At 55.7% G+C, this 12930-nt stretch carries 14 protein-coding genes; 3 read left to right on the top strand and 11 right to left on the bottom strand.

Annotated features, from left to right (window positions below):
- Positions 1-149: 149 nt before the first annotated feature.
- Positions 150-1700: a membrane-bound lytic murein transglycosylase MltF gene (gene mltF / locus LDK53_RS07980; RefSeq protein ID WP_025757655.1), complete on the top strand. Its 1551-nt coding sequence runs from the start codon at positions 150-152 to the stop codon at positions 1698-1700.
- On the opposite strand, the gene tadA is transcribed toward mltF, so the two are convergent.
- Genes tadA through murQ form a run of 4 tightly spaced genes read right to left on the bottom strand, consistent with a single transcriptional unit; the run spans position 1588 to position 5057 of the window.
- Positions 1588-2127, bottom strand: a complete 540-nt coding sequence (gene tadA / locus LDK53_RS07985) for a tRNA adenosine(34) deaminase TadA (RefSeq protein WP_225285358.1) — start codon at positions 2125-2127, stop codon at positions 1588-1590. The two genes, mltF and tadA, sit on opposite strands and share 113 nt — an antisense overlap.
- Before the next feature lie 24 nt (positions 2128-2151).
- The gene (gene yfhb, locus LDK53_RS07990) at positions 2152-2787 is read right to left on the bottom strand and encodes a phosphatidylglycerophosphatase C (protein WP_025757653.1); all 636 of its coding nucleotides are present in this window, start codon (positions 2785-2787) and stop codon (positions 2152-2154) included.
- A 3-nt stretch (positions 2788-2790) separates the two neighbouring features.
- Positions 2791-4152 carry a PTS transporter subunit EIIC gene (locus LDK53_RS07995; protein WP_225285361.1) on the bottom strand — a complete coding sequence of 454 codons (1362 nt, stop codon included), beginning with the start codon at positions 4150-4152 and terminating at the stop codon, positions 2791-2793.
- Between the two features lie 11 nt (positions 4153-4163).
- Positions 4164-5057, bottom strand: a complete 894-nt coding sequence (gene murQ / locus LDK53_RS08000) for an N-acetylmuramic acid 6-phosphate etherase (protein ID WP_025757651.1) — start codon at positions 5055-5057, stop codon at positions 4164-4166.
- A 117-nt stretch (positions 5058-5174) separates the two neighbouring features.
- Here murQ and LDK53_RS08005 point away from each other — a divergent pair, with 117 nt between their 5' ends.
- Together LDK53_RS08005 and LDK53_RS08010 are read left to right on the top strand one after the other, a co-directional pair.
- A complete protein-coding gene (locus LDK53_RS08005) occupies positions 5175-6023 on the top strand; it encodes a MurR/RpiR family transcriptional regulator (protein ID WP_225285364.1) in 849 nt (282 codons plus the stop codon).
- A 46-nt stretch (positions 6024-6069) separates the two neighbouring features.
- On the top strand, positions 6070-6330 hold the full coding sequence (locus tag LDK53_RS08010; protein WP_025757648.1) for a YfhL family 4Fe-4S dicluster ferredoxin: 261 nt from the start codon (positions 6070-6072) through the stop codon (positions 6328-6330).
- Here the strand turns inward: LDK53_RS08010 and acpS are convergent.
- The 7 genes from acpS to lepA form a co-directional block, all read right to left on the bottom strand.
- Positions 6327-6707, bottom strand: a complete 381-nt coding sequence (gene acpS, locus LDK53_RS08015; RefSeq protein WP_025757647.1) for a holo-ACP synthase — start codon at positions 6705-6707, stop codon at positions 6327-6329. The two genes, LDK53_RS08010 and acpS, sit on opposite strands and share 4 nt — an antisense overlap.
- Positions 6707-7438, bottom strand: a complete 732-nt coding sequence (pdxJ, locus tag LDK53_RS08020; RefSeq protein WP_025757646.1) for a pyridoxine 5'-phosphate synthase — start codon at positions 7436-7438, stop codon at positions 6707-6709. Before pdxJ ends, acpS begins: the two co-directional genes overlap by 1 nt.
- A gap of 33 nt (positions 7439-7471) precedes the next feature.
- Positions 7472-8179 carry a DNA repair protein RecO gene (gene recO / locus LDK53_RS08025; protein ID WP_045284606.1) on the bottom strand — a complete coding sequence of 236 codons (708 nt, stop codon included), beginning with the start codon at positions 8177-8179 and terminating at the stop codon, positions 7472-7474.
- Between the two features lie 17 nt (positions 8180-8196).
- Positions 8197-9102, bottom strand: a complete 906-nt coding sequence (gene era / locus LDK53_RS08030) for a GTPase Era (RefSeq protein ID WP_025757643.1) — start codon at positions 9100-9102, stop codon at positions 8197-8199.
- Positions 9099-9779: a ribonuclease III gene (gene rnc / locus LDK53_RS08035; RefSeq protein WP_003860711.1), complete on the bottom strand. Its 681-nt coding sequence runs from the start codon at positions 9777-9779 to the stop codon at positions 9099-9101. The genes era and rnc overlap by 4 nt, the downstream gene beginning before the upstream one ends.
- A gap of 222 nt (positions 9780-10001) precedes the next feature.
- Entirely contained in the window at positions 10002-10976 is a 975-nt protein-coding gene (gene lepB / locus LDK53_RS08040; protein WP_045284607.1) for a signal peptidase I, read from the bottom strand.
- 15 nt (positions 10977-10991) lie between these two features.
- Positions 10992-12791, bottom strand: a complete 1800-nt coding sequence (gene lepA / locus LDK53_RS08045) for a translation elongation factor 4 (RefSeq protein WP_025757641.1) — start codon at positions 12789-12791, stop codon at positions 10992-10994.
- Positions 12792-12930 lie beyond the last annotated feature (139 nt).

A 12930-nucleotide genomic window follows, 5' to 3' on the forward strand; every position in this document is an offset into this window, starting at 1 on the left:
TCGCCTTTTAACAATAGTTGTGACCTGTCTCTCTAATTGGTTGCCAAGTGGCGCAAGTTTACGCAAAATGCCGCTCATTCAATGGCAAACCTTATTGTTAACATGGCTACAGCAGACTGAGGCAACCGGCGTCGCAGAGAATTAACTAATTGAAAAAATTAAAGATTAATTATCTGCTCATCGGCATTGTGACGTTGCTGCTGGCAGTGGCCCTCTGGCCTTCCATCCCCTGGTTCGGTAAAGCCGAAAACCGTATCGCCGCCATTCAGGAGCGGGGAGAACTCCGCGTCAGTACCCTCAACTCTCCGCTGATTTACAGCGACATCAACGGCAAAATCATTGGTCTGGATTACGAACTGGCGCAACAGTTCGCCGATTATCTTGGCGTGAAGCTTAAAATTACCGTCCGTCAGAATATCAACCAGCTGTTTGATGACCTCGACAACGACGATGCCGACATCCTCGCCGCCGGGCTGGTGTATAACAGCGAGCGCAGCAAAAACTATCAGCCGGGCCCGACCTACTACTCCGTTTCGCAACAGCTTGTCTATCGTGTCGGGAGCCAGCGTCCGCGCTCGCTGGCGTCGATTAACGATCGACAGCTGACGATTGCCCCGGGCCATGTGGTGATTGACGATCTGCGCGAACTCAAGGAGAAGAAATACCCGGACCTGAGCTGGACGGTGGAGGCGAAACTCGGCACGACGGAGCTGCTGGAACAGGTTAAAGATCAGAAAGTGCCGTACACCATCGCCGATTCGGTCGCGATCAGCCTTTTCCAGCGCGTGCATCCTGAAATCGCCGTGGCGCTGGACGTCACCGACGAACAGCCGGTCACCTGGTTTACCCAGCTCGACAACGACCAGACCCTCTCTGCCGCGATGCTCGATTTCTTCAACACCATCAATGAAGACGGTACCCTGGCGCGTCTCGAAGAGAAGTACCTCGGCCATGGTGATGACTTTGACTACGTTGACACCCGCAGTTTCCTGCGAGCGGTAGACAGCGTCCTGCCGGACCTGCAGCCGCTGTTCGAAAAATACGCCCAGGAAATTGACTGGAAACTGCTGGCGGCTATTTCGTATCAGGAATCCCACTGGGATACCCAGGCCACGTCTCCGACTGGCGTACGTGGTTTGATGATGTTAACCAAAAATACCGCGCTGAGCCTGGGGGTGAATGACCGTACCGATGCCGAGCAGAGCATCAGCGGCGGCGCGCGCTACCTGCAGGATATGATGGCTAAAGTACCGGAAACGGTGCCGGAAGAAGAGCGGATCTGGTTTGCGCTGGCGGCTTACAATATGGGCTACGCGCATATGCTGGATGCACGCACGTTGACGGCGAAAACCAAAGGTAACCCCGACAGCTGGTCAGACGTAAAACAGCGCCTGCCGCTGCTGAGCCAGAAGCCCTGGTATAACAAGCTGACATACGGCTACGCGCGCGGCCATGAAGCGTACGCCTACGTGGAAAATATCCGTAAATATCAGATTAGCCTGGTCGGATATCTGCTGGAGAAAGAGAAAGAGGCAACAGAGGCAAAACAGCTGGCAGAAAGTTATCCGGTCGTGGCACCGGACGAGCTTAATCGTCCGAGCGCTTCAATTCTGCCTTTTGTTGCTTTTTCTGCTGACGGCGCATTCGAAAGAAATCGCTTAATAGCGCCGAACACGCTGGTGCAAGTACCCCACCGATAGTCTTCACCTGGTGGTTCATTCCAGGATGACCCAGCACGTCCATCAGTGAACCGGCTGCACCGGTTTTTTCATCCCGCGCGCCAAAGACCAGGGTACCGATCCGGCTGTGCACCATCGCACCGGAACACATCACGCACGGTTCAAGCGTGACATACAGCATGGTATCAAGCAGACGATAGTTTTGCAGCACCAGACCGCCCTGGCGAAGCGCCATGATTTCGGCATGGGCGGTCGGATCGTGGCGTCCAATCGGGCGGTTCCACCCTTCGCCAATCACCTGATTGTTGTGAACCAGCACGGCGCCCACGGGCACTTCGCCTTCGTCCCAGGCACGCTGCGCGAGCGTAAGCGCGTGGCGCATCCAGTATTCATGACTGTATTCAGGGTTTGGCAACGGTTGATACTCCACTCGAAAAGCGGGCGGCATTATACACACCCCTTATGGATAAGACTATTCGAGTTGCTGAAGTTCGCCCGCAGGAGTGACGCGCCAGCGATGCTGGCAGAAATAGAGCAGCGGGTTGTCCTGTTTGCTGTCGCTGTAGCCGCTGTACAGGCGCAGCGGCGTACCGATGCGTTTCTCCAGTTGCACCACTTTTTCATGCCCCAGACAGCGCATGGTCAGCACCCAGCCGCCGTAACCCCGCGCTATTTGCGTGGCGATAAGGTTGACGCGGGGAAGCCAGGGGGTATCAAAATAGACCTGCTCCACCAGCGTCTGCGGGGAGCCTGTAATCAGCCAGATGTCGGCATCGTTGGCATCGAGGTAACCGGTGAGGCGCGCCTGTACGACAGGAAACGCGGCGACATGACCGCGAAACCAGTGGGCAAAATCCTGCTCAAGCTGTTTGAGCCGCGCTTCGCTGTGGCCAAACGTACATCCCCAGAGCAGCAGGCTCATCGGCCATCGCGCTGCACGACCTTTCACCAGCAGCGCGATACCGATCACCGGTAAGAGCGGTAATACGAGCAGCGCATTCAAAGGCTGACGCCGCAGCAGGTAACGCATAAACGTGCCAAACATATCCTGCTGATGCAGCGTTCCATCCAGGTCAAAAAAGACAATGCGACGCGCGTGCTTTGCCAAACCTTACTCCTCTGGGTCGTTGAAGCCTAACAGCCAGGTAAACAGGAACCCGGCGATCACTGCTACTAAATAGCCTAACAGATAGAGCATGACTTTTCCGGTGACGATGGTTAACGCCAGCGGTAAACCGGAGAGTCCAAAGGTGATCACGGTGGCGACTTTCCAGTAGCTGATCAGCGCCCCGCCTACCGCACCGCCCAGACATGCAGCAAGGAACGGTTTACCCAGCGGCAGCGTGACGCCAAAAATCAGCGGTTCGCCAATACCGAGCAGTCCGACCGGAAGAGCGCCCTTAATCACTTTTTTCAGACGTGCATTGCGGGTTTTCATCAGTACGGCAATCGCCGCGCCGACCTGCCCTACCCCCGCCATCGACAGAATAGGCAGCAGCGCGTTATAGCCGTGCGCCTGAACCAGCTCGACGTGGATCGGTACCAGCCCCTGATGCAGGCCAGTCAGTACCAGCGGCAGGAAGGTACCTGACAGCACCGCCCCCACTAACAGGCCGCCACGGTCAATCGCCAGCGACGCGCCGTGGGCGATGGCCTCAGAGATCCACCCGCCTAACGGCTGGAGAGCCACTACCGCGACGCTACCGGTAATGAGCGTGGTCAGCAGTGGGTTGAGGATAAGCTCAATCGAGCCGGGCAAAATCGCGCGCAGCCTTTTCTCGATCCAGCACATCAGGATGACCACCAGCAGCACCGCAATCACCCCGCCGCGCCCCGGCTGCAGCGCCTCACCGAACAGGGTTATCTGCGCCAACTGCGGGCTGGACAAGATCCCCGCCATCACCCCACCCATGGCCAGCGAGCCGCCAAACACCTTCGCGGTATTGACCCCGACCAGAATGTTCATGATGGCAAACACCGCGCTGCCGAAGATCCCAAGAATCCCCAACAGGTTTGGATACTGCGTGGCGAAATCCCCCACAATATCCGGTCGCTTGAGGATATTGATGATCCCGGTGATCAGGCCCGAGGCAATAAACGCCGGGATCAGCGGAATAAAGACGTTTGCCAGCTGTCGCAGCGCATCGCTCATGGGGGCTTTGTATTTGGCCTTTGCCTGCGCTCTGGTGCGTTCAGCATCGTCCATCGACACGCTCGCCCCACCGCCCATCAGCGCACGCATGGCATCAACAACCTGCGCCGCTTTTCCCGGCCCGACGATAAGCTGATGCTGCTCACCCTGTTTTACGTAGCCGCTGACGCCGGAGAGTTGCTTCAGACGCGGCACATCAAGCTGGTCGTCGTTATGCACCTCGACGCGCACGCGCGTCATGCAGTTTTCGAGACGCTGAATATTTTGTTCCCCACCAATACCCTGCAGGATATCGCTGGCGAGCGCTGCTGTTTTGTCCATACACGCCTCTGTTAGTTTTCTAATGCCGCCCGTAAGAAGCCATGATGCGCGTCGAGTCTGGCTCTCGCCGCCGCCGCATCCAGCCCGCTTAAGATCATCAGAATGGCCGGTTTAACGTCATGATCGGTCTGTTTGAGGACCGCTTCAGCTTCTTCACGGCTGGCGCCCGTCGCTTCCATCACCATGCGACAGGCTCTGTCCACCAGCTTGACGTTGGTGGCCTGCATATCCACCATCAGGTTCTGATACACCTTGCCAAATTTCACCATCGCGCCGGTGGAGATCATATTGAGCACCAGCTTTTGCGCGGTACCTGATTTCAGGCGTGTGGATCCGGTGAGCGCTTCCGGCCCAACCACCGGCGAGATGGCGATAGCCGCCACCTGGGCAATCGGTGAGCCCGGATTACAGGAGATGGCCACCGTCGTGCAGCCAGTCTGGTTAGCGTACTCCAGACCGCCAATGACGTATGGCGTGCGCCCGGAGGCCGCCAGCCCGACCACCAGATCCTGCGCTGTCAGGTTCAGCGCCTTCAGATCATCCTCCCCCAACTGTTTATTATCTTCCGCCCCTTCAACGGCTTTCAGCAGCGCACCAGGTCCCCCGGCGATCAACCCGACCACCAGGCCGTGCGGCACCCCAAAGGTCGGTGGACACTCAGAGGCATCCAGCACCCCAAGACGTCCGCTGGTCCCCGCGCCCATGTAAATAATGCGTCCACCGGCCTTGAGGGCTTCCGCCGCCGCATCGACCGCTTTCGCCACCTCAGGCAATGTCTCTTTCACTGCCTGCGCGACCAGCGTATCCTGTTGATTAAAGCGGTTAACCAGCTCCAGCGTGGAAAGAGCATCCAGATCCATGGTTTGCGGGTTACGGGTTTCTGAAACAAGTGAGCCCAGATTCATTTTTGCACCTCTAGAATTTTTAATTCATAATAATCTCACTATAATGGAATATAAAATTCATTCAGGCGAGCACTATTCGTATTTGCGCAGACCATCACATTTCCGCCAGGAGAACCTATGAACTGTTTAATTCGCATTCGCCAGCGTTATGCAGGCTTTGCTCAAAGCGACAAAAAGCTGGCGGATTTTCTGCTTTCTCAACCCGATCGCGCGCGCCATCTCAGCTCGCAGCAGCTGGCGGGCGAAGCCGGGGTGAGCCAGTCGAGCGTGGTGAAATTTGCCCAGAAGATTGGTTTTAAGGGGTTCCCTGCCCTCAAACTGGCGATCAGTGAAGCGCTGGCAAGCAACCCCAACCCGCAGTCTATGCCGGTGCATAATCAGATCCGCGGTGATGATCCGATGCGGCTGGTGGGCGAAAAGCTGATCAAGGAGAACGTCGCAGCGATGCATGCGACACTTGACGTGAATACGGAAGAGAAGTTGCTGGAGAGCGTGGCGATGCTGCGTGGCGCACGGCGTATCATTCTGACCGGCATCGGCGCGTCCGGACTGGTGGCGCGTAACTTTGGCTGGAAGCTGACAAAAATTGGGCTTAACGCCATCGTCGAGCAGGATATGCACGCCCTGCTGGCGACCGTACAGGCGATGGATCCTGACGATCTGCTGCTGGCGATCTCCTATTCCGGCGAGCGCCGTGAAATCAATATGGCCACCGATGAAGCCCTGCGCGTCGGCGGTAAAATTCTGGCGATTACCGGTTTTACGCCAAATGCCCTGCAGCAACGGGCTACGCGCTGTTTATATACCATTGCAGAAGAGCAGGCCACGCGCAGCGCCGCGATCTCCTCGACGAGTGCGCAAATGATGTTGACCGACCTGCTGTTTATGGCGCTGGTGCAACAGGATCTGGAGCATGCGCCAGATCGTATTCGTCACAGTGAAGAACTGGTAAAGAAACTGGTTTGACGCGTATAATGCCCGCCCAGTTTGTGTTGTTTCTGAGAATTTCCTGATGGCGCTGTTAATTACCAAAAAATGCATCAATTGCGATATGTGCGAACCGGAGTGTCCGAACCAGGCCATTTCGATGGGCGACAGCATTTATGAGATTAACAGCGACCGCTGCACGGAGTGCGTCGGCCACTATGAAACGCCGACCTGTCAGAAAGTGTGCCCGATCCCGAATACCATCCTGAAGGATCCGGCACACGTTGAGAGCGAAGAGCAGTTATGGGATAAGTTTGTTCTGATGCACCATGCGGACAAACTCTAGCTTTCAATAATCACCGTCGCGCAGGCATAGTGCCGTTCATCGGCAAGCGTCACGTGCATGTGATTCACGCCCAGCCTTTCTGCCAGCTTTTGCGCCTCGCCCCATAAACGCAGGCGTGGCTTACCCAGCTCATCGTTAAACACTTCAAACTGGTTAAACGCCAGACCATTACGAATGCCGGTTCCGAAGGCTTTAGCGGCGGCCTCTTTGACCGCAAAGCGCTTCGCCAGAAAACGCACCGGCTGCTGATGCGCTTCCCAGATAGCCCATTCGTTATCGCTCAGCACGCGTCTTGCGAGGCGATCGCCACTACGGGCGATCACCGCTTCAATGCGGGCTATTTCAACGATATCGGTGCCTAAGCCCAGAATGGCCATTACTGACGCGCTTCCAGCATCAGGCGTTTCATTTCTGAGACCGCCTCTTTCAGGCCGCTCATCACCGCACGGCCAATGATCGCATGGCCGATATTCAGCTCATGCATTTCAGGCAGGGCGGCAATGGCTTTCACGTTGTGGTAGGTCAGACCGTGTCCGGCGTTAACCTTCAGCCCCAGGCTCGCGGCGTAAGTCGCGGCTTTTGCGATACGCTCCAGCTCTTTAGCCTGCTCTTCATCGTTTTTGGCATCAGCGTAGCAGCCAGTGTGAATTTCGATATACGGCGCACCCACGTCGGCCGCCGCTTTAATCTGGGTGAAATCGGCGTCAATAAAGAGAGACACCAGGATACCGGCATCCGCCAGGCGTTTGCAGGCATCGCGCATTTTATCGAGCTGGCCGGCAACATCCAGACCGCCTTCGGTCGTCACTTCCTGACGCTTTTCAGGCACCAGGCAGCAGAAATGCGGCTGGGTTTCGCAGGCAATGGTCAGCATCTCTTCGGTGACCGCCATCTCCAGATTCATGCGGGTATCCAGCGTCTGACGCAGGATGCGCACGTCGCGGTCAGTAATATGGCGGCGATCTTCACGCAGGTGAACGGTAATGCCGTCGGCGCCAGCCTGTTCAGCGATAAACGCCGCCTGAACCGGATCGGGATACGCCGTGCCGCGCGCATTACGCAGTGTGGCGATGTGATCAATGTTGACGCCTAACAGTAATTCAGCCATGACAATCCTCGGTTTTCTTTTCGATTCTGTGGTCTAACGTTTCGGCATAAACTGCCTGAATAATTCGCGGCTCTTTAAGGGCTTGCCGCCAAGATACGGCTTGAGCGCAATCCGGGTAAAGCGTTTTGCTGCGCGCAGGGTGTCCTGGTCGGGAAACTCACGCTCATACAGCGCCCGGAGCTGGCGTCCGGTAAAGGTATTGTTATCAATCACGACGCTGGCGATAAACCCTTTTTCTTCGCGATAGCGATAGGTCATCGTCTCATCAACCTCTTCCCCACTGCCCGCGCAATGAAGAAAATCAACACCGTAGCCCAGGTGGCCCAGCAGGGCCAGCTCAAAACGACGCAGGGCGGGTTCAGGCGAGCCGGTTGCGCCAGCCAGGGCCTGGATACAGTGCAGATAATCGAAAAACAGTTCAGAGAAGCGCGTCTCATGTTCCAGAACCCGAGAGATGAGTTCATTGACGTACAGACCGCTATAGAGTGTGATGCCGGAAAGGGGGAGCGCCAGGGAGACGGCTTCGGCACTGCGCAGGGTTTTCACTTCCCCACGCCCGCCAAAGCGAACCAGCAGCGGCGTGAAAGGCTGTAAGGCGCCTTTCAGATTAGAACGTTTCGAACGTGCGCCTTTGGCAACAAGGCGCACACGACCCGACTCTTCCGTGAAGACGTCCAGCATAAGGCTGGTTTCGCTCCAGGGACGACTATGAAGGACAAAGGCACGCTGCCATCCATCCATATGCTCGTCGTCTTAGGTTACTGGTCTTCGCCGTAACCGAGGCTGCGCAGAGCACGCTCATCATCGGCCCAGCCAGATTTCACTTTCACCCACAGTTCGAGGTGAACCGGCGCTTCGAACATCTCCTGCATGTCTTTACGGGCTTCAATACCGATGGTTTTGATCTTGGCGCCTTTGTTGCCGATCACCATCTTCTTCTGCCCTTCACGCTCAACGAGGATCAGGCCATTGATGTCGTAGCCGCCACGCTCGTTGCTCTGGAAACGCTCGATCTCCACCGTCACAGAGTACGGCAGTTCAGCGCCCAGGAAACGCATCAGCTTTTCACGGATGATTTCAGACGCCATAAAGCGCTGAGAACGATCGGTGATGTAGTCTTCCGGGAAGTGGTGAATCGCTTCCGGCAGGTGCTTACGCACGATACCCGCGATGGTATCCACGTTCAGGCCGGTCTCAGCGGACAGCGGAACGATGTCGAGGAAGTTCATCTGGCTGCCCAGCCACTGCAGATGCGGCAGCAGGTCGGCCTTTTCCTGCACGTTGTCAACTTTGTTGACCGCGAGGATGACCGGCGTTTTGCCGTCACGCAGCTTGTTCAGCACCATCTCGTCGTCCGGCGTCCAGCGGGTGCCTTCAACAACGAAAATCACCAGCTCTACGTCGCCAATGGAGCTGCTCGCCGCCTTGTTCATCAGACGGTTGATGGCACGCTTCTCTTCCATATGCAGGCCAGGGGTATCGACGTAGATCGCCTGATACGCGCCTTCCGTATGGATGCCCACGATGCGGTGACGCGTGGTCTGCGCCTTACGCGAGGTAATGGAAATTTTCTGCCCGAGCAGATTATTTAACAGGGTGGATTTGCCAACATTCGGACGTCCGACGATGGCAATAAATCCGCAATAGGTTTTATCGATGCTCATTCCAGCTCCAGCATTTTTAACGCCTGTTCGGCGGCAGCCTGTTCAGCCTTACGGCGGCTTGAACCTGTGCCCACCACCGGTTCACTCAGGCCACTGACCTGGCAATGGATGGTAAATTCCTGATCGTGCGCTTCGCCACGAACCTGCACCACCAGATACGATGGCAGCGGCAGATGACGACCCTGCAAATATTCCTGCAGACGCGTTTTCGGATCTTTTTGTTTATCGCCCGGGCTGATTTCGTCCAGGCGGGTCTGATACCAGTTGAGGATCAGCTTTTCTACGGTCTGGATATCGCTGTCCAGGAACACACCACCAATTAATGCTTCGACCGTATCGGCAAGAATAGATTCACGACGGAAGCCGCCGCTTTTCAGTTCACCCGGCCCAAGACGCAGACATTCGCCCAGTTCAAATTCACGCGCGATTTCCGCAAGGGTATTACCCCGAACCAGCGTGGCACGCATGCGGCTCATATCACCTTCATCCACGCGCGGGAAACGATGATAAAGCGCATTCGCAATCACGAAACTTAAAATAGAGTCGCCTAAAAACTCGAGACGCTCATTATGTTTGCTGCTGGCACTGCGGTGGGTTAATGCCTGTTGCAACAACTCCTGATGATGAAAAGTGTAGCCCAGCTTCCGTTGAAGCCGATTAATTACGATGGGGTTCATGCGATACCAATAAATGAATGCGTCAAAAATGCAGCACACGAAACCGACCTGAGAAAACCAACGCGGTTTCGTGTGCCGTGGCACCCTTGCAGGGCCAACCTTAAACTTCGGGGGAATATTCTATACACAACGACAGGGGATGTCGTTAGTTCGAAGAGATTTATCGTGGAAATAATTCACGTAGCCGCGAAATAACGCGGCTACGTGTTCTTTTAATGCGAATTAATGGATTCCGCCAATACGATTCAGGCGTACGCCGGTCGGCCATTCGCCTTCCTGCTTCTCAAAACTCATCCAGATCGCGGTTGCTTTACCAACCAGATTCGCTTCCGGCACAAAGCCCCAGTAACGGCTGTCCGCAGAGTTATCGCGGTTATCACCCATCATGAAGTAATGTCCAGGCGGTACGATCCAGCTCGCCAGCTGCTGGCCCGGCTGTTTGTAATACATACCCAGCTGATCCTGCGCGATCGGCACAGTGAGGATGCGATGAGTCACATCCCCCAGCGTCTCTTTGCGTTCAACCAGACGGATACCGTCCTCTTTGGTTTCGCCTTTCGGGACCTGGAAGAACCCGCTGGTCGCTTCACCGCCGTTACGACGGGCAAAAGTCTGCACAAAATCGCTTGGCTCAACGTTGGAGTAGGTGATTGGCAGCGCATTTTCACAGGCGGTACCGGAGCTGCAGCCTGGCTGAACGGTGACTTCCTTCGCAACCGGATCGTAGGTCACTTTATCACCCGGCAGACCTACCGCGCGCTTGATGTAGTCCAGGCGCGGATCTTCCGGATATTTGAACACCACGATGTCGCCGCGTTTCGGATGACCGGTTTCGATCAGCGTTTTCTGGTAGATAGGATCTTTAATGCCGTAGGCAAACTTCTCTACCAGAATAAAATCACCAATCAGCAGCGTTGGCATCATGGAACCGGATGGGATCTGGAACGGCTCGTAAATAAACGAACGTACCACCAGCACAATCGCCAGAACCGGAAAGACCGAGGCGCCTGTTTCCAGCCAGCCCGGTTTCGGGCCAACTTTTTTCAGGGTTTTCGCGTCAATCCCGTCGCCAGTGGCTGCCTGCGCGGCAGCCTGACGTTCGCGACGTTTTGGGGCGAAGATAAACTTATCCAGACACCACAACAGACCTGTCACCAGGGTAGCAATGACCAGGATCAGGGCAAACATGTTCGCCATGCCAACTCCTTAGGGTTATTTGCCGTCTTTACCAACATGAAGGATGGCAAGGAATGCTTCCTGCGGCAGCTCGACGTTACCGACCTGCTTCATACGCTTCTTACCTTCTTTCTGCTTCTGGAGCAGCTTTTTCTTACGGCTGACGTCACCGCCATAACATTTCGCCAGAACGTTTTTACGCAGCTGTTTCACGGTAGAACGCGCGATGATGTGGTTGCCGATGGCCGCCTGGATCGCGATATCAAACTGCTGGCGAGGGATCAGATCTTTCATCTTCTCAACCAGCTCGCGACCACGGTATGGCGCATTGTCGTTGTGAGTGATCAGCGCCAGCGCATCCACACGCTCACCGTTGATCAGCACGTCCACACGTACCATGTTGGAGGCCTGGAAACGCTTGAAGTTGTAATCCAGCGACGCATAGCCACGGGAGGTCGACTTCAGACGGTCGAAGAAATCGAGAACCACTTCCGCCATCGGGATTTCATAGGTCAGCGCCACCTGGTTACCGTGGTAAACCATGTTGGTCTGCACGCCACGCTTCTCAACGCACAGCGTAATGACGTTACCCAGGTACTCCTGCGGCAACAGCATATGACACTCTGCAATTGGCTCACGCAGCTCATGAATGTTGTTCAGCGGCGGAAGCTTGGACGGGCTGTCGACGTAGATCACCTCTTTCGACGTGGTTTCAACTTCATACACTACCGTCGGTGCTGTGGTGATCAGATCCAGATCGTATTCACGCTCCAGACGCTCCTGAATGATCTCCATGTGCAGCAGACCGAGGAAGCCGCAGCGGAAACCGAAGCCCAGCGCCGTTGAGCTTTCTGGCTCGTAGAACAGGGAGGCATCGTTCAGGCTCAGTTTGCCGAGCGCATCACGGAAGTTTTCGTAGTCGTCAGAGCTGACCGGGAACAAGCCCGCGTAAACCTGCGGTTTGACCTTTTTAAAGCCTGGCAGCGCTTTTTCTGCCGGGTTACGTGCACCGGTCAGGGTATCGCCCACTGGCGCGCCGAGGATGTCTTTGATGGCGCAGACCAGCCAGCCTACTTCGCCGCATGTCAGCTCGGTACGATCGACCTGTTTTGGCGTGAAAATACCCAGACGGTCGGCGTTGTAGACCTGTCCGGTACTCATGACCTTGATTTTGTCGCCTTTACGCAGGGTGCCGTTTTTAATACGCACCAGGGAGACAACGCCCAGATAGTTATCAAACCAGGAGTCGATAATCAGCGCCTGCAATGGAGCATCCGGATCGCCTTCCGGGGCCGGAATATCACGCACCAGGCGTTCCAGCACGTCGGTCACGCCGACACCGGTTTTCGCCGAGCAGCGCACAGCGTCGGTCGCGTCAATGCCGACAATATCTTCAATCTCTTCCGCTACGCGCTCAGGATCGGCGGCTGGCAGGTCGATCTTGTTCAGAACCGGCACAACTTCGAGATCCATTTCCATCGCGGTGTAGCAGTTTGCCAGGGTCTGGGCTTCTACGCCCTGCCCGGCGTCGACCACCAGCAGCGCGCCTTCACAAGCCGCCAGCGAGCGTGAAACCTCATAGGAGAAGTCAACGTGGCCTGGGGTGTCGATAAAGTTCAGCTGATAGGTTTCGCCATCAGCCGCTTTGTAATCCAGCGTGACGCTCTGCGCTTTAATGGTAATACCGCGTTCGCGTTCCAGGTCCATGGAGTCCAGAACCTGGGCTTCCATTTCACGATCAGACAGGCCACCGCAAATCTGGATAATACGGTCAGACAGCGTCGACTTACCGTGGTCAATGTGAGCAATGATCGAAAAGTTACGTATGTTCTTCATATAGTTAAATAATTATGCCTTACGAATTCCTGGAGGCCGCTGTTCTTAGCCTGACGTTTTTCAGTGCGAAAACGCAGCATTCTACACTACATCCTCGCTACCTGGAAATGCACTTAGAGACAGGTATAGCGTGAAGAAA

The organism is Enterobacter sp. K16B (genome assembly GCF_020216105.1).
Lineage (GTDB): Bacteria > Pseudomonadota > Gammaproteobacteria > Enterobacterales > Enterobacteriaceae > Enterobacter > Enterobacter sichuanensis.